Annotated in this window: 22 protein-coding genes and 1 other RNA gene; 12 read left to right on the forward strand and 11 right to left on the reverse strand. The window is 48.2% G+C overall.

Annotation, left to right across the window (positions count from 1 at the left end; translation table 11 throughout):
• The 3 genes from YC6258_RS06390 (at window position 1) to YC6258_RS30155 (ending at window position 3,862) form a co-directional block, all read left to right on the forward strand.
• Entirely contained in the window at window positions 1–1,773 is a 1,773-nt protein-coding gene (locus YC6258_RS06390; RefSeq protein ID WP_044616278.1) for an acyl-CoA dehydrogenase C-terminal domain-containing protein, read from the forward strand.
• Window positions 1,774–1,985: 212 nt separating this feature from the next.
• On the forward strand, window positions 1,986–3,638 hold the full coding sequence (locus YC6258_RS06395) for an acyl-CoA dehydrogenase family protein (RefSeq protein ID WP_044616279.1): 1,653 nt from the start codon (window positions 1,986–1,988) through the stop codon (window positions 3,636–3,638).
• 32 nt (window positions 3,639–3,670) lie between these two features.
• The gene (locus YC6258_RS30155) at window positions 3,671–3,862 is read left to right on the forward strand and encodes a hypothetical protein (protein WP_169748939.1); all 192 of its coding nucleotides are present in this window, start codon (window positions 3,671–3,673) and stop codon (window positions 3,860–3,862) included.
• A gap of 264 nt (window positions 3,863–4,126) precedes the next feature.
• On the opposite strand, the gene YC6258_RS06405 is transcribed toward YC6258_RS30155, so the two are convergent.
• A complete protein-coding gene (locus YC6258_RS06405) occupies window positions 4,127–4,843 on the reverse strand; it encodes a hypothetical protein (RefSeq protein ID WP_044616281.1) in 717 nt (238 codons plus the stop codon).
• Between the two features lie 344 nt (window positions 4,844–5,187).
• On the opposite strand from YC6258_RS06405, the gene YC6258_RS06410 reads away from it, so the two are divergent.
• Window positions 5,188–7,263, forward strand: a complete 2,076-nt coding sequence (locus YC6258_RS06410; RefSeq protein ID WP_044616282.1) for a DUF6765 family protein — start codon at window positions 5,188–5,190, stop codon at window positions 7,261–7,263.
• 73 nt (window positions 7,264–7,336) lie between these two features.
• On the opposite strand, the gene YC6258_RS06415 is transcribed toward YC6258_RS06410, so the two are convergent.
• From YC6258_RS06415 to YC6258_RS06435, 5 genes are all read right to left on the reverse strand, one after another.
• Window positions 7,337–8,311: a peptide ABC transporter ATP-binding protein gene (locus YC6258_RS06415; RefSeq protein WP_082070582.1), complete on the reverse strand. Its 975-nt coding sequence runs from the start codon at window positions 8,309–8,311 to the stop codon at window positions 7,337–7,339.
• Entirely contained in the window at window positions 8,308–9,276 is a 969-nt protein-coding gene (dppD, locus tag YC6258_RS06420; RefSeq protein ID WP_044616284.1) for a dipeptide ABC transporter ATP-binding protein, read from the reverse strand. The genes YC6258_RS06415 and dppD overlap by 4 nt, the downstream gene beginning before the upstream one ends.
• A gap of 13 nt (window positions 9,277–9,289) precedes the next feature.
• Window positions 9,290–10,174, reverse strand: coding sequence for a dipeptide ABC transporter permease DppC (gene dppC / locus YC6258_RS06425; RefSeq protein WP_044616285.1), 885 nt, complete (start codon window positions 10,172–10,174; stop codon window positions 9,290–9,292).
• Between the two features lie 11 nt (window positions 10,175–10,185).
• Window positions 10,186–11,199: an ABC transporter permease subunit gene (locus YC6258_RS06430; protein WP_044616286.1), complete on the reverse strand. Its 1,014-nt coding sequence runs from the start codon at window positions 11,197–11,199 to the stop codon at window positions 10,186–10,188.
• 195 nt (window positions 11,200–11,394) lie between these two features.
• A complete protein-coding gene (locus YC6258_RS06435; RefSeq protein WP_044616287.1) occupies window positions 11,395–12,987 on the reverse strand; it encodes an ABC transporter substrate-binding protein in 1,593 nt (530 codons plus the stop codon).
• An 804-nt stretch (window positions 12,988–13,791) separates the two neighbouring features.
• On the opposite strand from YC6258_RS06435, the gene YC6258_RS06445 reads away from it, so the two are divergent.
• The 5 genes from YC6258_RS06445 (at window position 13,792) to astE (ending at window position 17,889) form a co-directional block, all read left to right on the forward strand.
• Complete coding sequence (locus tag YC6258_RS06445) at window positions 13,792–14,562, forward strand: ABC transporter ATP-binding protein (protein WP_044616289.1); 771 nt, start codon at window positions 13,792–13,794, stop codon at window positions 14,560–14,562.
• Window positions 14,563–14,684: 122 nt separating this feature from the next.
• Complete coding sequence (locus YC6258_RS06450) at window positions 14,685–15,437, forward strand: transporter substrate-binding domain-containing protein (RefSeq protein WP_044616290.1); 753 nt, start codon at window positions 14,685–14,687, stop codon at window positions 15,435–15,437.
• A 22-nt stretch (window positions 15,438–15,459) separates the two neighbouring features.
• The gene (locus YC6258_RS06455) at window positions 15,460–16,161 is read left to right on the forward strand and encodes an ABC transporter permease (RefSeq protein ID WP_044616291.1); all 702 of its coding nucleotides are present in this window, start codon (window positions 15,460–15,462) and stop codon (window positions 16,159–16,161) included.
• A 4-nt stretch (window positions 16,162–16,165) separates the two neighbouring features.
• Window positions 16,166–16,888 (forward strand): ABC transporter permease, encoded by a 723-nt coding sequence (locus tag YC6258_RS06460; protein ID WP_044616292.1) that lies wholly within the window; start codon window positions 16,166–16,168, stop codon window positions 16,886–16,888.
• On the forward strand, window positions 16,885–17,889 hold the full coding sequence (gene astE / locus YC6258_RS06465; RefSeq protein ID WP_044616293.1) for a succinylglutamate desuccinylase: 1,005 nt from the start codon (window positions 16,885–16,887) through the stop codon (window positions 17,887–17,889). Before YC6258_RS06460 ends, astE begins: the two co-directional genes overlap by 4 nt.
• Here astE and YC6258_RS06470 read toward each other — a convergent pair.
• On the reverse strand, window positions 17,886–18,353 hold the full coding sequence (locus YC6258_RS06470; RefSeq protein ID WP_044616294.1) for an EVE domain-containing protein: 468 nt from the start codon (window positions 18,351–18,353) through the stop codon (window positions 17,886–17,888). The genes astE and YC6258_RS06470 overlap by 4 nt on opposite strands.
• A 152-nt stretch (window positions 18,354–18,505) precedes the next feature.
• Here YC6258_RS06470 and YC6258_RS30160 point away from each other — a divergent pair, with 152 nt between their 5' ends.
• Window positions 18,506–18,670 carry a hypothetical protein gene (locus tag YC6258_RS30160; protein WP_169748902.1) on the forward strand — a complete coding sequence of 55 codons (165 nt, stop codon included), beginning with the start codon at window positions 18,506–18,508 and terminating at the stop codon, window positions 18,668–18,670.
• A gap of 3 nt (window positions 18,671–18,673) precedes the next feature.
• Here the strand turns inward: YC6258_RS30160 and YC6258_RS06475 are convergent, their stop codons facing one another.
• The 4 genes from YC6258_RS06475 to YC6258_RS06485 all read right to left on the reverse strand — a co-directional run bounded on the left by YC6258_RS06475 (window position 18,674) and on the right by YC6258_RS06485 (window position 20,148).
• Window positions 18,674–19,258 carry a 5-formyltetrahydrofolate cyclo-ligase gene (locus tag YC6258_RS06475; protein ID WP_044616295.1) on the reverse strand — a complete coding sequence of 195 codons (585 nt, stop codon included), beginning with the start codon at window positions 19,256–19,258 and terminating at the stop codon, window positions 18,674–18,676.
• 19 nt (window positions 19,259–19,277) lie between these two features.
• Window positions 19,278–19,493: non-coding RNA, 6S RNA (ssrS, locus tag YC6258_RS27955), on the reverse strand.
• 146 nt (window positions 19,494–19,639) lie between these two features.
• A complete protein-coding gene (locus tag YC6258_RS06480) occupies window positions 19,640–19,942 on the reverse strand; it encodes a cell division protein ZapA (RefSeq protein WP_044616296.1) in 303 nt (100 codons plus the stop codon).
• The gene (locus tag YC6258_RS06485; RefSeq protein ID WP_044616297.1) at window positions 19,942–20,148 is read right to left on the reverse strand and encodes a TIGR02449 family protein; all 207 of its coding nucleotides are present in this window, start codon (window positions 20,146–20,148) and stop codon (window positions 19,942–19,944) included. Before YC6258_RS06485 ends, YC6258_RS06480 begins: the two co-directional genes overlap by 1 nt.
• A gap of 238 nt (window positions 20,149–20,386) precedes the next feature.
• Between YC6258_RS06485 and YC6258_RS06490 the strand changes: the two genes are divergently transcribed.
• Window positions 20,387–20,947, forward strand: coding sequence for a UPF0149 family protein (locus YC6258_RS06490; protein WP_044616298.1), 561 nt, complete (start codon window positions 20,387–20,389; stop codon window positions 20,945–20,947).
• An 11-nt stretch (window positions 20,948–20,958) separates the two neighbouring features.
• Window positions 20,959–22,293: an aminopeptidase P N-terminal domain-containing protein gene (locus YC6258_RS06495; RefSeq protein WP_044616299.1), complete on the forward strand. Its 1,335-nt coding sequence runs from the start codon at window positions 20,959–20,961 to the stop codon at window positions 22,291–22,293.
• Window positions 22,294–22,302 lie beyond the last annotated feature (9 nt).

Genomic DNA, 22,302 nt, shown 5'->3' on the forward strand with positions numbered 1-22,302 from the left:
ATGGCTGAATTCAAAGCACCTATTCGTGACATGCAATTTGTCCTCAATGAAGTGTGGCAGGCACCTGAATTGTGGGCGTCAATGGAGAACACACAGGAAGTAACACCCGATCTGGTCAACGCCATTCTGGAGGAAGGTGCCCGGTTATGTGAGAACGAACTGGAGCCCTTGAATCGTAATGGCGATGAGGAGGGCTGTCATTGGCAGGACTCTGTGGTGACAACTCCCAAAGGATTTAAAGAGGCTTATCGCCTGTATGCCGAAAATGGCTGGACTGGTCTTGGTGGCAGTCCGGAATATGGCGGCCAGGGTATGCCGAAGATGCTGACGGTAATGTTTGAGGAAATGTTGTTTTCCGCCAACACTTCGTTTGGCCTCTATACCACGCTGGCCAGCGGTGCCTGTATGGCGCTGGATAATCATGCCAGTGACGCGCTCAAACAGCGTTATCTGCCAAAACTGTATGATGGTACCTGGGCGGGTTCGATGTGTCTGACTGAACCGCATTGCGGAACCGATCTCGGGATCATCAAGACCCGGGCGGAACCACAAGACGATGGCAGTTATCGGCTCAATGGCACCAAGATTTTTATTACCGGCGGTGAGCATGATCTGACCGAGAATATTATTCATCTGGTACTCGCCAAGCTCCCTGATGCCCCTTCCGGCACCAAAGGTATTTCATTGTTCCTGGTGCCGAAATTCATGGTGAATGATGATGACAGCCTGGGCGCACGTAATGGTGTCAGCTGTGGTTCCATCGAACATAAAATGGGAATTAAAGGTTCTGCTACCTGTGTGATGAATTTTGATGATGCCGTAGGTTACCTGGTGGGTGAAGTGAACCGCGGTCTGCAGGCCATGTTTACCATGATGAACTACGAGCGGTTATCGGTGGGGATTCAGGGTATTGGTTTGGGCGAAGCGTCTTATCAACAGGCTCTGGCATATGCCAAAGACCGTCTTCAGGGACGCGCCACCGATGGTCCGCGCCAGCCGGAGAAAAGTGCCGATCCGATTCTGGTGCACCCGGATGTCCGCCGGATGTTATTGACCCAGAAAGCCTATAACGAAGGAGCCAGAGCGTTTGCTTCATATGTGGGTATGCAACTGGATATCGCCAAGAACCATAGCGATGCTGCAACCCGGGCTCGGGCGGATGCATTGGTTGCGCTGCTGACTCCAGTGGCCAAGGCATATTTCACTGATCGTGGCTTTGATGTCTGCGTTCTCGGTCAGCAGGTATTTGGCGGTCATGGCTATATTCGTGAATGGGGTATGGAGCAGTATGTTCGTGATGCCCGTATTACTCAGATCTATGAAGGTACAAACGGCATTCAGGCACTGGATCTGATGGGTCGTAAAGTCGTAGCCAATGGCGGTGAATGGCTGAGTATTTATGTTGAGGAAATCGAACAGTATCTCAACGGTCTGAAACAGCCGGAGTTGCAGCCATTTAAAGAAGCGCTGGACAGCAGTCTGAGTTTGCTCAGGCAGGCGACTGAGCAGGTGGTTTCCGCCAGCCGGACAGACTTGAATGAGATTGGCGCAGCCGGTTGTGATTACCTCAACCTTTTTGGACTGGTGTCCCTTGGATACGTCTGGACCCGTATGGCCGAGCAGGCCATTGGCAAAGATGACACGTTCTATCGAGCCAAACTCAAAACGGCCCGTTTCTTTATCCAGAAACTGTTGCCGGAAACCACGGCTTACTTTGGCAAGATTAAAGCCGGCAGTGCGGTGTTGATGGAGATCGACGAAGACGAATTTTGAACCTGAATCAGAGGCGCGTATGCGCCTCTTCTGTTTCACGGCACATGGTTGTGGTGAAGTATTCCAAACGGTTCGACTCTCTTTTTTACCATACATATGCCTGCCGTCTTCAGGGAAGCCTTCTGTGGCGGACCGGGCGCAGATATGGTTAACATGATCAGCTCATATGTCTGTCTATATGCCAACCACCATGACAGGGGAGGAGCATCGATATGGTCACCGAAACCCACAAAGTCTTCAATCAGCCAGAACCTCTGGAAAATTACAACGCTTATACCAGTGACCGGGTGCTGCATCATTGGCTTCAGGTATTTGGCGGAAACTGGGGTGAGGAAGCGCTGACTCAGTATGGTCATCGGGTCGGCCATGATTTGTTGGATGCCGGATTTCAGGCCAACAAATATAAACCTGAGTTCCACAGTCACGATCGTTTTGGTCACCGGATTGATCTGGTGGAGTATCACCCGGCTTATCATCAGTTGATGCAGGCGGCGATTGAGGCTGGTCATCATGCGCTGCCCTGGGTGAGTTCAAAACCTGGGGCTCATGTGGTGCGGGCCGCGATTGAATACCTGCATACCCAGGCTGATGCCGGTTCGGGCTGTCCGCTGACCATGACCTTTGCATCCATTCCGGCTTTGCGGCACCAGCCGGAGATAGCGGAGGACTGGATTCCCAGAATTACCGTCAACACCTATGACCCCCGTAATATTCCGTTTGATCAGAAAAACGGTGTGACCATTGGCATGGCAATGACCGAAAAGCAGGGTGGCTCGGATGTCCGTGCCAATACCACGCAGGCGCGGCCAGTGGGGGTATCAGGGCCAGGACAGGAATATCTGATTACCGGCCATAAGTGGTTTTGTTCTGCGCCTATGTGCGACGCGTTTTTGATGTTGGCGTATACCGGTAATGGTCTCAGTTGTTTTCTCCTGCCGCGTTGGAAGCCCGATGGCAGCAAAAATAATTTTTATATTCAGAGACTCAAAAACAAATTGGGTAACGTTTCCAATGCATCCTCGGAAATGGAGTATTGGGATGCGCATGCCTGGATGATTGGCCCGGAAGGTCGGGGTATCAATACCATTTTGGAAATGGTGGCCATGACCCGGTTTGATTGCATGGTCGGGTCGTCGGCACAAATGCGGCTGGCAGTTGCGCAGGCGTTACACCATACCGCCGGTCGCTCGGCTTTTGGCAAACCGTTACATCAACAGCCACTGATGCAGAATGTGCTGGCGGATCTGGCCTTGGAGGCCGAAGCGGCACTGGCTATCTCCATGCGCATTGCCCGGGCGCTGGATCACGCCGATGATGACTCTGAGCAGGCACTGGTACGCATCGGTACCGCCCTGGGTAAATACTGGATCTGCAAGCGCACGGTTCAGCACAGCTACGAAGCGATGGAATCGATTGGAGCGGTGGCGATGATCGAAGACAACGTACTGGCACGGTTGTACCGGGATGCTCCGGTCAATGCCATTTGGGAAGGTTCCGGAAATATTCAATGTCTGGATGTGATCCGGGTCATGAAGAAAGACCCGGTTTGTTTTGAGGGGCTGTTAGAACAGCTTGAACCGGCAGCACAGGCTGCCAATGAGCTGCGATCGTTGATTGATCAGGTGATCAAACCACTGGCCTCCAGTCAGGATAATCTCGAATATCAGGCCCGAACCCTGGTTGAGAGTCTGGCATTGGCCTGGCAGGCAGCCATGCTGATTGAGTATGGCGATGGACGGGTGGCTGATCTGTTTGTTTGTAGCCGTTTGTCCCGTCACCCGGGTTCTATGTATGGCACATTGCCGGCAGGCAGTGACTGCGCCTATGTAATCGAACGGGCACGGCCGGATATTTCTGCTGATTGAGAATGGTTTATGTTGGTCTGGCGATTTTAGCGATGGCCTCTATTTCTATCAAAATATCCGGTGATGCCAGAGAGGCAATTCCGACACCGGTCAGTGCGGGTCGTGGCTTTCCAGGTTCTTCTGCGATGATCGGTCCATATTCCACACCTGACCGGACACAGACACTAACTCAAGTTCTGTATCAATCGTTGCTGCGACATACCCGTTACCGCGCCGTCATATAAGTTGCTGGATTAAACTTGGGAATACTCATAAAAATCTTATCCGGGTTGACATGTTTACGAATGCGAGAGTACGTGGGTTGCAGAAGATAACGATGAAGTCAGGCTTTTATCGAATACAAGCAGACATGATCAGTTACCTGACAATTCTGTTGACAGAGGGACGTGCAGCCATTTGATCAATGGGTCCTGGCGACGGCCAGGATGGTAGGCCTTCGTGCCAGATATCCTTGTCAATCACGAAGCCTTCATCCAGCGTATATGGGCTCAGTCTTCGTCTTGAGAGGTTTGAAAATAAAATGGTCCATGTGCTGTGGTTGAAGAAACGTTTGTCTCTTGGTTTGGCGTATCTTTTGGTTGAATGGGTTCAGCTTGACTGGTCTCAGTTTGATGAGACGAATCGTCATTGTAGTACTGCAGCTGTTGCTTAAGTTTTTGATTTTCAGCTTTCAGGTTTTGGAACTCCTCGTACAGTTTCTGAACCTGGAGCTTATCGAGTGAACTTGCGTCTGGTTCTGGGTCAGTGCTGTTATCTTCATGCTGTTGGGGCATGGTTGGCTCCTCGGTATTGGTCGATACCTCAGTTTCATGCTTCACGTATCCGGCGAGAGCGGAGCGAACATCCTGGTATATCGCGTTAGTCTCTTTAGTCAGTTCTGATAAGGCATTTTGTTGATTCTGGCGTTTGAATTTCTCTCTGCCACGATCCCATTGGTGTGACGCTTCCTGCGGATCTTTAATCGTCATATAGATATCTGATAGCAGGGTATCTATGTTCCCCTGTGCTGTTATTAATGCCTCTGCGTTGGCTGCAAATTCCTGCTGATATTTCCGAGTGCCGATGTTTTTAAAATTCCAGTAAGCGGTTTTATAGCAATAAAATTTTCGTTTCCAGTCTGATAATGCATCGCACTGATCTTTGGACGCATTTTCTGAAGTAGCCTGTAAAAGCCTTTCTAATTTGTAGTCATTTACGTCCGGCATCAGTGCTCCTTAACTCAATATCAGGAATCTGTGGAAATTCTTAATAATTATCTGTTTCGTCAACAGGTGTTAAAAAATATCCGGCTAACTATATTGTTGTTTTACTTCTTGGCAATTCATGTGCCATTGAGTGAGATGGCGAAGAGCATAATTAAATCCTTCTTTTCGACATAAGACCGGTCAAAAATGACCATTTATTTTATGGAAATTTACCAAATCGTCCGTCCTCAGCTCTCTTGTTTGCTTTTGACTGGTGTGAAATCAGTGATTTTAATTGCCTGGCATTCATGTTGCTGATTCCAATCAGAGGATTACAACATTGAATTGTATTTGGGAGAGACAGAATGGACAGAGACTTTCATTACTATGGCACGTATTTGGCCGCCTGGACAGCAGGGTACAATAACAAACAAGCCAGAGCCATTGCGACCTCTGCTCAATACATTGACGACTGTACTGAAAAAGCAACCTATACGACCAACGCTTTTAAGATCAATCAGCAGGATGAATATATTTTCAGATCAAATGAAACCAATAAGGTCTTCAGACCAATGGTGACTTCTGTATATGGAATGACCAGTTGGGCACCAACCTCTAACTATGATGAAACCCGACAGATTTGGGAGCCATTTCACTTTTTGCCAGGCAATTATCCGCACCAACAGTCAATGGGCGAAGGCCTGGAATTGAGGAATCCGGGTTATATTAATTCTTCAATGGAAGAATCCCAAAAAGACATCAGAGTGGACTGTGATACCGGTGACGGTCTGTTGACCAGACCAAATAGCGATGCTGCACAGAATATGGTGAATGAGACCCGAAAAATTGTCTCTCAATGCACCGATAAAAATACCGATGACAGTCAAAAATCCGCTCTTAATCTTATTGGTTGCTGTATGCATGTATTTGCGGATACGTATGCTCATCAGGACTTTGCCGGCACGTTTTCAACACGCTTGAACGGTGTGTACAACTCAATCGGCAGCGATCCCGGAAAGTTCACAATATATGGTGAGTGGAAAGATGACGAGTGGTACCCCAAAGAAAACACTTATCGGGACATTGTCTGGCCAAAAGACGTGGTGAGTTGGGATCCACTGACGGTTTATTCGACGGTTAACAGCAGTTACACCTCTCTGGGGCATGGTCAGATGGGGCATATCCCGGATGTGTCTACTGTTGCTTTTAAGTATCGACCGGATTGGCAGATCAGAACGGCGGAAGAGATTACCCGTAATAATCCGACAACCTATCTGCAGGCATTTAAAAAAATGGTTATTGCTCTGTATTGTATTAAAAACAGCGCTGAATTTAGCTGGAGCCTGGACATCTCAGACAATAATGGCAGGCAACAAAGTCTTAACAGAATTCTGGATGTTGTCAAAAATCTCATTGCTCCTTCGATAAAAGACCGAAATGATACGCTTGCCTACGATAAGGGACTTTGTATTGAAGGTAGTACCTGGTTTCTAACGTCTGAACAACGATGGGGCGAACGACTGGCAGAGCTTTGCAATACTGAAAATGATCAGTATCGCGATGTGCCAGGATATAACAAAGCGAAAGAGGGATGGGCGAGTAAGTTACGATCGGACTATAAAAAAGGTGGATATAATGAAAACCAGCCAATGGAAAAAGGCACTTTGATCAAGTATGACTTTGTCAACTGGAACATTGCCGCCAAGGCACTATTCAGAATCAATTACCTGTTTTTAAGATATCAGCAGGAAGGCAGGGTGCGTATTTGCCGTAACCGGTCATTATCAAAGTCGATGAACCCCGCTTTTAATCTGGTCAATGAGTTGGATGAGCTGTATCTCAATGATTCTGAAAAAATAATCAATGCCAGGGTACTGAGTGCTATGAATTCAGACCAGGTAGATATGGCGCTCCGACCGGTTCAGCAGGTTGATTACACCGAGACGGCTATTAAATATGGCGATCTGATCACTCTGAAAATAAACGACTGTTACGTGACTAATTCCAATACGGTGGTAAATGATAGCGTCAACTATTATTACCCAAGACTGACCACCGATGTCAGCTATGCTCAGGCTTATGTTATCTATTCTGCCAGTAACGATGGGGCAAAACCAGGTACAGCCATTAAGCATGGTGATGAAGTTGTCCTGCAAACGAAAGAGAATACAGTAGGTCCATACCTGAGTTTGAGTTATGCAAAACGGACCTTGCAAAATGCTTTCCCCGGGTTTGATCGTTATCGCGGCTCAGACGAAGGAAAATGGAAAATAGCAATTGTTGGTGAGAATAACGAGCAGCTTTATACCAAAAAGCAGGTTACTTTTCAGAGTTTGAAAGATTCGGCTGCAAAACTGGCGAATGATGGTACAACCTGTTTAAAGTTTGATACCCAGGCAGGCCACTTCACTGTGAACCTTTATATGATGAAAGATTCATAGTAGCGAACCTGCCATGAACCCGAATCCGTCACCAAAGATCGGATGGATTCATGGCAGAAAATTAAAGTGCGGATTAAATCCGTCCTTCCTCTACGGCATGACAAGCGATTTGACTCTGATCATGCATGATCAGCTCAGGCACTTTGGTCTTACAGGTTTCATTAGCATACTGACAGCGGCCATGAAAGCTGCATCCCGATGGCGGATTCAATGGTGACGGCAATTCTCCGCTCAGACGAATCCGTTCGATACGGTGCTCTTTTTTGATCCTTGGCGTTGAGGACAGCAGTGCCCGGGTATAGGGATGTCTCGGGTTGGCGAAAATGTCCTGCTTACTGCCATACTCCACTACCTTGCCCAGATACATCACCATAACCGTATCAGCAATGTGTTCAACGATGGACAGGTCATGACTGATAAACACATAGGCCAGATTCAACTCCTGTTGCAGATCCATCATCAGATTTAACACCTGAGCCTGAACCGACACATCCAATGCCGAAACCGGTTCATCGGCGATCACAATCTGCGGATTCATCATGAGACCACGGGCTATCGCAATACGCTGGCGCTGACCGCCGGAAAACATATGTGGATAGCGATTGTAATGTTCCGGTCGCAGCCCCACTTTTTGCAGCATATCCAGTGCTCGTGTTCTCCGGTCCGCCTTGCTCATGTCGGTATTGATGATCAAGGGCTCTTCCAGAATATAGCCGATCTTTTTCCGGGGATTGAGCGAGCCATAGGGGTTTTGAAAGATGATCTGAATTTTCTGACGACGTTCTTTGGCCGCAGTTTTGTCGACACTTTCCAGCAGGTTTTTGCCATCGAATTCCAGAGCCCCGGCAGTGGGAGTTTCGATTGAGGTCAGCAATTTTGCCAGGGTTGATTTACCGCAGCCGGATTCGCCAACGACCGCAAGTGTCTTTCCTGCCTGGAGGTCAAAACTGACACCATCCAGCGCTTTGACGACAGCTTTGGGCTTCATAAAACCCTGATCAACCTCATAGTGTTTTTTGAGTGCCTCGGCACGCATTACGGTGGTCATACAGCAGACCCTCCCGGATAAAAACATTTCACTTGATGGTCATCAGAACCGGTCATGGCCGGCTCCTGCTGCCGGCATTGATCGGTGGCATGACGACAGCGTGGATTTAACAGGCACCCCTGAGGACGGTCATGAGCACCCGGTACTACGCCCGGCAGCGCCCGTAAACGCTTCTCGCCCAGCGATGACTCTGGTAACGAATCAAGCAGTGCCTGGGTGTAGGGGTGACGTGGATTTCTGAAGATCTGTTCCGCTGTCGCCAGTTCGACGATTTGTCCGGCATACATGACGGCGACGCGATCTGCGGCTTCAGCGACCAGCGCCAGATCATGAGTGATCAGAATCAGCCCCATGTTCTTTTCCCGCTGCAGCTCCAGCAATAGATCAATAATCTGTGCCTGAATGGTGACATCCAGAGCGGTGGTCGGCTCATCCGCAATCAACAGTTTTGGATCACAGGCAATTGCCATGGCAATCATAACCCGCTGGCTCATACCACCGGATAACTGGTGCGGATAAGCCTTCATTCGGCTTTCCGGTGCCGGTATGCCGACCTGACGCAGCAGGCTGATGGCTTTTTCCCGTCGTTCTTTGCGGGAACCACCCTGATGAATTTTCAACGTCTCAGTGATTTGATCACCAACCGTGAAACAGGGGTTGAGGCTGGACATCGGCTCCTGAAAAATCATAGCTATTTCATCGCCGGTAATTTTTCTGCGTTGTTTTTCGCTGATGGTCAGCAGATCGATACCGGCAAATTTCAGTTCGGTGGCGGAAACCCGGCCGGGAAAATCGATTAACCCCATAGTGGCCAGAGAACTGACACTTTTACCACTGCCGGACTCACCGACAATGCCGAGTACCTCACCGGCTTCAATATTAAAACTGATATGATCCACCGCCCGAAACGGTGTCTCGTGGGATCCGAATTCGACGGCCAGATCCCTGACTGTTAGTAGACTCACGTTTGCTAAACCTTCATTGCTTGAGTTTGGGATCAAGGGCGTCACGCAGACCGTCACCCATCAGATTAAATGCCAATACCGTACTCAGGATCATCAGCCCCGGGAAGGTTACAACCCACCAGGCACTCTGGACGAACTGGCGTGCATCGGCCAGCATTGACCCCCACTCTGGCAACGGTGGCTGGGCACCCAGTCCGACAAATCCGAGCGCGGCCATATCGAGAATGGCGTTGGAAAAGCCAAGAGTGGCCTGAACAATCAAGGGAGCCAGACAGTTTGGCAGGATATTGATGAACATCATCCGCAGAGCCCCGGCTCCGGCCACCCGGGATGAAATCACATAATCCTTGCTCATCTCGCTGATGGTGGACGCGCGGGTCAGGCGGATGTAATGGGGCATTGAGACGATGACAATGGCGATGCTGGCATTTACCAGACTTGGACCCAGTATTGCCACTACCGCGATAGCCAGCAACAGACTGGGAATCGATAGCATGATATCGGCTACCCGCATGATGAAGGTGTCGACGATACCGCGGAAATATCCTGCCAGCAGGCCAAGGATAATACCAATGCACAAGGACAGGGTGACTACCAGGGCCCCCGCCAGCATGGACAGTCTGGAACCATGTATCAGGCGTGAGAGGATGTCACGTCCAATATCATCCGTGCCCAGAATAAACTTCCAGCTACCACCTTCGACCCAAACCGGCGGCAGTAGCAGTGAATCACGAAACTGTTCATGAGCAGCGTGGGGGCTGATCACATTTGCAAACAACACCAGAAACAGAATAAACAGGATATACACAAAACCCAGCAGTGCGCCGCGGTTGGAACTGAAATATAACCAGAACTCCATCAGTGGGGATGGCGGGCTCTGATTGGTTTGAACAGTCATCAGAATACTCCTTAACCACGGGCATGACGGATGCGTGGATTGACAATCCCATACATCACATCAACCAACAGGTTTATTGCAATAATAATCATGGCAACTATCAGAATGCCTCCCTGTACCACCTGATAGTCGCGGCGGTGGATGGATTCGAGCAGCCAGCGACCAACACCCGGCCAGGCAAAAATAGACTCTGTCAGAATGGCACCTGACAATAAAATACCGACTTGCAGGCCAATGACAGTAATGACCGGAATCAAGGCATTGCGCAGCGCGTGTTTGGCAATCACCTTCCACCGACTCAGGCCTTTGGCCCGTGCAGTACGAATATAATCCTCTCCCAATACTTCCAGCATGGAGGAGCGCGTCATTCTGGCAATCACTGCCATGGGAATGGTTGCCAGTACAACGGATGGCAGAATCAGGTGCGACAACGCGGAGATAAAGGCGCCCTCCTCATCGGACAGGAGTGAGTCTATGAGCATAAAGCCGGTATTCTCATCTATCCACATGGTGGCAGCTATCCGCCCGGATACCGGCGTCCAGCCCAAAGTGACGGAGAACAGGATAATCAGTAACAGTCCCCACCAGAAAATGGGCATCGAATATCCGGCCAGAGATACCGTCATGACACTGTGATCAAACACCGATCCTCGTCGCACAGCAGCAATAACGCCAAGGGGCAAACCGATCAGAATCGCTATGATAGAGGCGCAGAATGCCAGCTCCATAGTTGCGGGAAAAAGGGTAAAGAACTCACTAAGAACAGGCTCCCTGGTGACCAGAGACTTGCCGAAGTCACCCTGCAATACATTCTTGATATAGTGCAGGTACTGAACCGGCAACGGTTGATCCAGCCCCAGTTGAGCTTCCAGCTCGGCTCTGCGGGCATCGGTTACCCCGCGCTCTCCGGCCATCACGGTAATCGGGTCACCGGGGATCATGTGAATTAATGAAAATGTGAGCAGGGTTATGCCGAAGAAGGTCGGAATGACCAGCATCAGACGACGAAATAAAAACACTAACATAGATTTACCAGTACATCAGTTGATTCAAAGTGTTCCACTTTTATACAAAGGTCATACTCAAAAAGGAACAAATAATGATGCTATCACGTTTGTAGTAATTGGAGAGCAGCATGAAATGGTTGGATGTGTGCCTCAAAACTTCTGTAACGCAAAAAAACCGGCCTTTCAGGCCGGTTTTAAGTTGAAGGGGTTTGATTATTTCAGGTCTACACCATAGAAAATATGCCCGCCAAGAGGGTCAATTTTGTAATCAACCACTTCCGGACGAACCGGCTCATATACCACTGAGTGTGCAATGGTTACCCATGGAGCCTCTTTTTTGAACATTAATTGAGCCTGTTCATAGAGCTTGGTTCTTTCTGCAATATCAGAGGTTACCTGTGCAGCTTTCAGCAGCTTGTCGAAATCTTCATTGCAGAACCGGGCGCGGTTACTGCCACCGACCGCATCACAGCTTAACAGTACATACAGGAAGTTATCCGGATCACCATTGTCACCAGTCCAGCCGAGCAGTGCAGTGTCATGCTCACCTTCTTTAGTGCGGGCCAGATACTCACCCCATTCATAGCTGACGATTTCGGCTTTAACGCCGATAGCCGCCCAGTCGGCCTGAATCAGCTCTGCCATACGGCGGGCATTTGGATTGTAAGGACGCTGTACCGGCATTGCCCAGATGTTAGTAGAGAAACCTTTTGAATAGCCTGCTTCTGCCAGTAGTTGCTTGGCTTTTTCAGGGTTGTAATCATAGTCCACAGTATCTTTGTTGTAGGACCAGATGGTCGGTGGAATCGGGTTTTTCGCAACGGTGCCGGCACCTTGGAAAACCGCATCCAGAATTGCCTGCTTGTTGATGGCGTAGTTCAGAGCCTGACGGACTTTACGGTCATCAAAGGGTTTTTTCTCAACATTGAACGCAAGGAAACCGATGTTTAAACCTTCCTGAGACATCAGATTGATATTCTTGTCAGTACGCATTTTTTCCAGATCTGCCGGGTTCGGGAATGGCATCACCTGGCATTCGTTGGCTTGCATTTTGGCATAACGAACAGAGGCGTCAGGCGTGATTGAGAAGACCAGACGATCGATCGGTGCTTTTCCTCCCCAGTATTTGCTGAACGCTTTATAGCGGATCTGACTGTCCTTGCGGTAGTCGACAAATTCAAACGGACCGGTGCCGATGGGTTGATTATCAATAACTTCCGGTGTGCCGGCCTTCATCATTTCATCGGCGTATTCGGCGGACATGATGGATGCGAAATCCATGGCGAGGTTGGCCATGAACGGGGCGCTGGGCTGATTCAGGGAGATGCTTACAGTGTAATCATCGATCTTTTTGATGTCTTTGATAGTTTCTGTCATCGACATACCATTCCAGTATTCATAACTGCCACCAGACACAGTGTGATAGGGGTGATCTTTCAGACGCTGACGGTTAAAGCTGAACAGCACATCATCGGCATTGAAATCACGATGAGGCTTGAACTTTTTGTTGGAATGGAATTTAACCCCTTTTCTCAGCTTGAAGGTGTAGGTTGTGCCGTCATCAGAAATGGTCCAGCTTTCAGCCAGTCCTGGAATAATTTTGGTATTGCCACGCTCAAACTCGACCAGTTTGTTAAAGATATTTTTTGACGTGGCATCAAAAGTGGTGCCTGCCGTGTAGAAGGCCGGGTTAAATCCCTCAGGACTGCCTTCTGAGCAATAAACCAGCGTTTTTGCAGCAGATGCATTGATGGTGACTGACGATGCAAGCACAAAACCTGCAATCAGGGTCAGAGCTTTATTCATTATTATCTCCTTCATTGTCCTATTTTTACTGGACATGGTTGAAACATGTTAAGTATTTCAGAGCGATATCATTTATTGGGCAACCGACCACGCCCTTATGGCCCTTGACGAATACTTTTATTCTATATAGAGCGAAAGTATTTTTGGCTCGGTAAACAGAGCAATCAGCAGGCCAGGGTTATTTCTCAAATATTTGAGTAATCTGCACTATAACGGTGACAAAAATGCACCGCAACTGATGCTGTCAAGATACTTTTGTCAGCTGTAACAGGAATTTTGCCCAGACTGGCGATTTGATAATTCAAATAGACTGTTGTCTGAAAGCATGTATCGTGTTAACAAATAGTGCATGGTAGTTTTTTCTGGTGCGTCTTGGGTGTCGCTGGATATTAAAACCATTTGTTCGTGAGTTTTGCTGAAAATGAGTTTCCTGTCTGCATGAATGGGCAGATAGGTACCCATGCCGGGTCAAGTCTGTTGAGCATGAATGTATGATCATTGGTTGTCAGCTAATGTGGAGGCTTAACCTTGGGGAACGTAGAAACTTTGCCGGGGGGTTCATCGTGATTTCCAAAACAGTTTGGGATGACCCTTTTACCAGCCGAATGAATCGTGCTCATAGTATGCAAATATGCAAAGTGATGGGTTTAAGTGGGTGATTGAATCCAGTGCTGACCGGAGTGTGATCATATTGGCTTAACAATTGCTGATTGCGCAACGGATAGAATCCGATGCGATAACAGACAGTTTATAATGGCAATTTTTCTGTACAATAGGGGCTATTTTAAATGACAGGAGAGATGAATGGGTCCAGATACCCCACAGTTATTGGCAACCAATATTCATAAAACCTTTGGTAGCCATGAAGTTTTAAAGGGGTTATCCCTGGAAGCCCATAAAGGGGATGTCATTTCATTGATCGGCTCCTCCGGTTCAGGCAAAAGCACCTTTCTGCGTTGTATAAATTTACTTGAGATTCCCACGATAGGTGAACTGACGGTTCATGGCGAAGAGATCCATTTTCGCGAGATCCGGGGTGAGAGAGTGCCGGTTAACAGTCGTCAGGTACAGAGGATCAGGGCAAGGCTGGCGATGGTGTTTCAGAGCTTTAACCTTTGGTCTCACATGACTATCCTGGAGAATGTTATTGAAGCACCGGTCCATGTTCTGGGTAAAAATAAGAAAGAAGCTATAGAGCAGGCAGAAGCATTACTGGATCGGGTTGGACTGCATGAACGTAAACACTATTATCCCGCGCATATGTCGGGTGGTCAGCAACAACGTGCTGCAATAGCCCGTGCGTTGGCAATGGATCCGGAGGTGATGTTGTTCGATGAACCTACCTCGGCACTCGATCCGGAGCTGGTGGGAGAAGTGCTTAAGGTGATGCGCAGTCTGGCTGAAGAGGGAAGAACGATGATTGTTGTTACCCACGAAATGGATTTCGCCAGAGACGTTTCCAATCATGTGATGTTTCTGCATCAGGGAAAAATCGAAGAACAAGGCGCTCCTGCCAAAGTGTTTGATCATCCTGATTCAGAGAGAATGAGACAGTTTCTGGCCCCCAAATATTGATATTGGATGGCTATTAATCCTGCTGTTGTCGTCATGCATTTTGAATAAAAAGAAAAGGTCAGTCCCTATGAACTGGCGTCTTTTTTAATGGTAAAAAAATAATCTACATTTGGAGTGAAGCCATGAAGAAAATCCTGTTAACACTGTCCGCTTTGCTGGCAATGGCCAGTTACAGTCATGCTGAGGAGACAATCCGTATTGCAGTGGATGTTCCTTATGAACCTTTTGAATATAAGGCACCCGATGGCAGCCTGACAGGTTTTGAGATTGAACTGGGCAATGCTGTTTGTGCTGAGATGAAAGTGAAATGTGAATGGGTAATTCAGGCATGGGATGGCATTATCCCGGGTCTGCTGGCCTATAAATATGATGCGATCCTGTCCTCCATGTCGATTACGCCTGAACGGGCTCAGAAAGTCGCGTTTACCAATGCTTACTACAATACTCCGACCGGTTGGTTTGCCAAGAAAGGCAGTCATTTTGACCCTAACGATAAGGTTGCGGTCAAAGGCAAGAAAATCGGTGCCCAGCGCGGAACCACTCAGGACGAATTTGCTACCGACAACCTGAAAGATGCCGATGTCGTACGTTATGGAACTGCTGATGAACTGGTGATCGATCTTTACAACGGGCGTCTGGATGCCGTCATTCTGGATTATCCTGTGGGTGAAACCACGGTTCTGGGTGGTGATAAAGGATCTGAATATGAACTGATCGGCAAGCCTTTCCAGTTGGGTGAAGGTGTTGCCGTGGCATTGCGTCCTTCTGATAAGGAACTGGTAGAGAAGTTCAACAAGGCACTGGATGTTGTCAAAAACAACGGTGTTTATGATGAAATCCGGAAAAAATATTTCTCCTACGATATCAAAATTTAAGCACTGAGACGGACAGAGCGGTATGTTTGATTTTCACGGTTACGGACTATCCATTTTCAAGGGAGCCTTCCTGACGATGGAGGTTGCTGTTCTGTCCATGATGATGGCGGTATTGCTCGGTTTGGTCGGTGCACTGGCCAAATTGAGCAATAAACGCTCGTTAAGGATTATTGCCACGGTATATACCACGGTTATTCGTGGCGTTCCTGATCTGGTTCTGATGCTGCTGATTTTTTTTGGAGCTCAGATCATCGTTAACAAGGTTGTTATCTGGTACAACGTCCAATTTGGTACCCGGCACTTTATTGATATTGATGCATTTTTGACCGGCGTACTGACGATCGGTTTTATCTTTGGTGCCTATATGGCAGAAACTTTCCGTGGCGCATATATGTCTGTTTCAAAAGGGCAGATAGAAGCTGCTGTAGCCTATGGAATGAGTAGATGGCGGATATTTATTCGTATCCTGTTCCCACAAATGATGCGTTTTGCCTTGCCTGGTCTGGGTAATAACTGGATGGTATTGCTAAAGACCACTGCGCTGGTATCTGTGATTGGCCTTTCGGATATGGTGCGTCTGGCCAAAGAAGCATCGGGTGCAGTTCATGAGCCCTTCAAGTTTTTTATCCCTGTTGTGATTGTCTATCTTGCGATTACTTTTATATCAGAAATATTGTTGAGTTACTTAAAGCGCAAATTCAGTGTTGGATTTGTGAAAGGGTAAATGCATGTTTGACAGTCTTTTACAGTTATTGGAACAAAATCAGATTTTTACCCCCGAAACACTACTGACATACTGGGGCGGATTTGTCACTACCGTACAATTGGTATTTTTATCATTAATAATCGGATTGTTTCTGTCGGTGCCTTTTGCGGTGTTGCGTTCATTGAAAAATCCGCTCATTGCCTGGCCGATCTGGTTTTATTGTTATGTGTTTCGTGGCACACCTTTGCTGGTTCAGCTGTACATTATTTATTATGGAATTCCATATATTGAAGGTATTCAGGATACTTTTTGGTGGAGCATCTTCAGAGAACCGTTTTATCCTGCATTGATTGCGTTTGTGTTGAATACCACTGCCTATACGACTGAAATTATTTATGGTTCCATCGTTGCGACTGATCATGGTGAGCTTGAAGCTGCTCAGGCTTATGGTATGGGGTGGTGGACAAGAATGCGCCGTATCATTCTTCCGGCGGCATTCCGGCGGGCACTACCGGCTTATTCCAATGAGGTGATTTTCATGTTGCATGCCAGCGCTATTGCCAGTGTGGTTACGATTGTCGATTTAACCGGTGCGGCGCAAAATGTTTACTCCAAATACTATGCTCCCTTTGAAGCATTTATTTTCGTCGCCTGTATCTATCTTTGCATCACGTTCTCAATTGTGTTCGTTTTCAAAAAAATTGAACATAGACTATTAGCCTACATGCGTCCTCTGAACACATGAGCAGCAACCTGTTTTTACCCAATCATGATTTTCTGGCCCATACCCTGGCCACCGATAAGTGTTCTTTTGAGGTAATTGAGCAGGGTGGAATGCGAGTATGTTTTCGCGCAACCGGAGTGCTTGAGTTCAGTCCGAATCACTCTGTTGAGCATGCGTTGGTGCTTTCAGCGGGTGTTCATGGGAATGAAACCGCGCCGATTGAAATCATCAATAACCTGGTCACGGCAATATTGGCAGGGCACATTCAATTGCAGTGTGCATTGTTGGTCATTCTGGGACATCCTCAAGCTATGAGGCAGGAGCAGCGTTATCTCGAAACCAACCTGAACCGGTTGTTTGTCGAATTCCGCCGCCGCAGTACATTTGAACCTTCCGTTGAGCTAACTCGTGCCAATCTGTTGTGTAGCCTGGTGGATGATTTTTTGATGCGTCATGGTCAGGCAGAAAAGTTACATCTGGATTTGCATACGGCTATCAGGGGTTCCAGAAAAGAACGCTTTGCCATTTTTCCTTATGTGGAAAACAGGACGTACCTGCAACAAGATATCCAGCTGTTGCTGGCGATGGGTATCGAAGCTACGTTGTTGATGCATAAAGCGGGCTCCACATTTTCTTCTTACAGCGGGCTGCAGCATGGTGCCCGTAGTTATACTCTGGAACTTGGCAGAGTACGTCCGTTTGGTCAGAATGATCTGACGGCTTATCAAAATGTCTATGATGCGCTGGCGGCATGGTTGTGTGAGCCAGGCTGTCTTGTGAAGCCAGATCGAAAAATGGAGTTTTACTCTGTTCGGTCGGAGGTCATTCACACTGGTGAGCATTTTAAATTAATGGTCGCAGCGGACCAGGAGAATTTCTCTGAGTATTTACCTGGCGAGCTGGTATGGCGCGATCTTCAGCAGGAGTACCGGGTCCGGGAGCGGCCAGAGTTGATCGTGTTTCCAAACCCTCATGTAGAGGTAGGACATCGGGCCGCCTTGCTGGTACAAAAAAATAATTAGATCTTTTCGCCTGCCATTTGGTGGATCTCAATCCATTCATCCTCTGTGACTTTGGAGATGGACAGGCGACCGTGGGTCAACAGCATCATTTTGCTCAGTTTTGGATTGGCCTTGATATCGGGTAAAGGCACGCTGTTTTTAAATTTACGGACAAAGGTAACATCGACCATTACCCAGCGGGGGCTATTTGGGTCGGATTTCGGGTCGTAATATTTTGAGTTTGGATCAAACGCAGTATGGTCCGCATAAGCGGTACTGGTGATTTTTGCCCGACCGGCAACGTGTGGAGGTTTGGCATTGGAATGATAAAACAGAACTTCGTCTCCTACCTGCATACTGTCGCGCATAAAATTGCGGGCCATATAGTTGCGGATACCGTCCCAATGATCGGTTTTGTTGGAGCAGTTAGCCAGATCATCGATGCTGAATACGTCAGGTTCACTCTTCATGAGCCAGTAATTCATGATTAAATTTCTCCCAGAAATACATGAAAGATTGTTCTTGATCACGGAATGTTATAATACTTGGTAGCAAAATGTGCGGCGAAACAGGCATGGTGCCCTAAGTGTCTGTTTTAATCCAAAAAAAGATAATCCAAAAACCTTCAGGAGTTTCTATGCAACGCCGTAAGCCGGATATGATCGTAGTGCTGGTTATTGTGTTTGGGCTTAGTTTGGTTTTGAGTGGGTTTACCAGTCAGCACGACCACCGGGAAAGCTCTTCTGCCAAAGCAGCGGTTGCAGCAGTTAATATGTCGTCTTCACCGGTCAGCACTGACTGAGCATTAGTTTTTCACTTCATACCAGCGTTGATCGGTAATAATACTGCTCAATGGAATATCCCAGTCTTCTTTCGGTACCGCCTCTACTTCCTGGCATTCATGAGCCATCCCCCACAATATAGGTGTTGCGCATGATTCCGCTAAGGTAAATGAGAAGGTCCGGTCATAAAAGCCTCCTCCCATTCCCAATCGCCCACCCTGATTATCAAACGCTACCAGCGGAAGGCATACCAGGTCCAGTGCTCGGGCCTCAATGGTCTCGTCGGTAACCGGCTCCGGAATCTTAAACCGATTTGGTTCAAACTCACTGTCGGGCAGCCAGCGCTTGAATATCAGTGACACTCCTGTTTCTGCATTCAATACCGGCAGATAGAGTTTTTTGCCCTGCTGCCAGGCATATTGGGCCAGAGGTTGCACTGAAATTTCTCCATCATTGGCAAGATAGAGGGCAATAGATTCGCTCTGCTGATAAACGTCGTTGACGCGCAGTTGATTTACCAAACTTTCGCTGGCGAGTTGCTGCTGATAAGGGGTAAGTTGCCGCCTGAGAGATCGAATGTGTTTACGTAGTTGATCTTTTGAATTCATAAGCGTTCAAAAAAAGAAGAGAAACCCCAGACTACCGCTGCAAAATAAAGCCCTTGAACCATGGAGTTCAAGGTGGCGGCCCTAGTGGCGCAAAAGGCTTTCCAGTACCCGCGGGCCATGACCGAAGTCAGGGGGCCGTTAAGGTTTGGACATGCTCACAGCACCAGCGCAGGAACCTCCGAAATTCAGATTATCGGCTCGAGGTCTTAATCGCTGGCGAATAGCCCAGGGTGATGACCATTATAAGAAAAAATATCAGAATAACAGGTCTTGACTTTGCGAAAACAAAAAACTGGTTAGATAGATTTGTTTTCAAATATCAACTTCCAGAATATCGTGTCATATGGCTTGACGGATGGTGGCGGTGATGCTGAAAAGCAATCAAAGTTCCAGCTGGCGGCCCGCTCCCAGTGCCTGATCGATTTTTTCGGTTATTTTTTCAATTTCCAATGATTCGCTGTTGTCCATTTCATCCTGATGCAGCAACTCGTGCGTCAGGTTCAAGGCAGCCATCACGGCAATACGCTCCATTCCGAACACCTTGCCGCTGGATTTGATCTCCTGCATTTTCTTATCCAGAAAGCTGGCGGCCTTTTGTAGCTCGTGCTCCTGCCCATCAGGGCAGGCAACATTATATTCTCGATCCAAAATCGTTACAGAAATAAGCTTGGCGGCAGGCTTCATTATTCAGACTCCATTTTTTTAAGCCGGTCGATCATGGCTTCCACTTTTTGTCTCGCAAGTTCATTTTGCTGAATCAGACGTTTGCGTTCGGAATGCCAATGCGTACGTTCAGCGCGTAGTAATTGGTTTTCTTTTTCCAGGCTTTGGTAGGCTTCCAGCAGCTCTTCAACTTTGGAGGCCAATGTTTTCAGATCAGTGTTGCTCATGAAATTTCTTCTGCTCAAGACGCATGGGACTGTCGTGTTTACAGTTTCTTGAACAGAACCTAAACCACAACAGACCCGCAGTACTATAAAAGCCGACACCTGGATAATCAATCAGCGCAGACATCAGTTATGACCAGTGTTAGGATTTATTCAGGTCTGTTCGGTTGCCACGCTGACTGTTTTTTGAACCGTTCAGTGTTTTGCCAGCAGCAATGACGATGAATACTTGGAAGAATGAATGTCTGAACAATTTGATTATGAAAGGGTGTTACAGCTGTGCACCCGGCTTGGGGCCAGGGCTACACCGGCAATGATTCATGGGACTATCGCCGGACACCTGTGTGCCGGAGGCCGGTTTATGGCTGAGCAGTTTATCGCCCAGGCACTTGAAGTGATGGAAACCGATCAGAGTGCTGATCCGGAAACCAAGGCAGAATTGATTGAGTTTTACGACAACATGCTGGCGGTTCTGCAGGATGAGCAGATGTTATTTCGGCCGGTTTTTGTGGCAGATGGTCAGGAAATCCCCAGACGGCTGTCTGAGTTGGCGTCCTGGTGTTCTGCCTTTATCAGTGGCTTGGGTCTCAGTGGGCGGGATTTGTCGAAGATGACTCCGGAGGCTGGAGAAATCATTTCGGATTTGTCGGAAATTTCGTTGCTGCAGGAACAGGATGCCGATGACAGTGATGAGGAAGACTGGATGACGGTATTCGAGCATGTGCGTCTGTCTGCCTTGAGCCTGTTTCTGGAGTTCAATGAATTACCGAAGACTGAGGCGTCAGATAATACAACCCATTAATTGGTGTGTCTGTGAGCAGAGTTGCCAAGGCTGAGTTCCGACGTCGCAGACAGCGTCTGATGGCGGGGATGGCGGATCATTCCATTGCCATTATTCCATCTGCCAGTTTGACGGTCCGTAACCGCGACATTCATTATCCGTTTCGACAGGACAGCGACTTCTATTATCTGACCGGCTTTGAAGAGCCGGACAGTTGGCTGGTGTTGTGTCCCGGCCGGGAGCAGGGTACTGAGCTGATATTTTGTCTGGAACGTAATCCCGAATGGGAGGAATGGCATGGGCCGCTGGCTGGCCCGGAGCGAGTGGTCAGTCTGTTGGGCGTGGACGATGCTTTCCCCAGTGCCGATCTGGACGAAATTCTTCCGGGTCTGATTGAGGGTCGCAGCCGCGTTTATACCATTATCGGTGCCAATCCCCGCCTGGATCACATGCTGATGGAATGGACCCGGACGATTCGGCAGAAACAGAGTATCGGAGCATTACCGCCTGAAGATTTTTCCGATCTTAGACATTTACTCCACGAGCAGAGGCTGGTGAAATCAGCCGCCGAAATCAGCTTGTTGCGTAAGGCTGCTGATATTTCTGTGGCAGCTCACAAACGCATGTTGAAGTGTGTTCGCCCTGGGGTGTTTGAATACCAACTACAGGCTGAGTTGGAATATGAGTTTATGCGCTCCGGTGCGCAGCGGGTCGCATATCCTCCTATCGTGGCTTCCGGTGCCAATGCCTGCATACTGCACTACAGTCGAAATGATAAAAAACTGGGCAAAGATGGATTGCTGATGGTGGATGCTGGATGTGAATACCAGTATTACGCCATGGATATTTCCCGAACCTATCCGATCAATGGGCATTTCAGTGCTGAACAGCGACAGCTGTATGAACTGGTACTGGCGGCTCAGAACGCAGCAATTTCGGTGATTCGTCCCGGCGTGGCGTTTGATCTTCCTCATCAGATGGCGACAAAGATTATGACAGAAGGGCTGTTGGCGATGGGGTGGATAACCGGCAGTTATGAAGCTGCAATGGCGCAAAATCTTGCCCAGCCATTTTTCAAATATCGCACCAGCCACTGGTTGGGTCTGGATGCTCATGATGTTGGCGATTATCGAATTGGTGGACAATGGCGGATACTGGAACCGGGTATGGTGTTGACGGTGGAACCTGGTATTTATATTCAGGTGGATAATGACCGGGTCAGCCCTGCGCTGCGCGGTACCGGAATACGGATCGAAGATACGGTTCTGGTTACCCGGGATGGTCATGACGTTTTAAGTGGGCAGTTGCCGAAAACCGTTGAGGATATTGAGAATCTGATGGCGGGACGGCAGTGGTCGTTACTATGAATTAAGGAG

The organism is Gynuella sunshinyii YC6258, assembly GCF_000940805.1.
GTDB lineage: Bacteria > Pseudomonadota > Gammaproteobacteria > Pseudomonadales > Natronospirillaceae > Gynuella > Gynuella sunshinyii.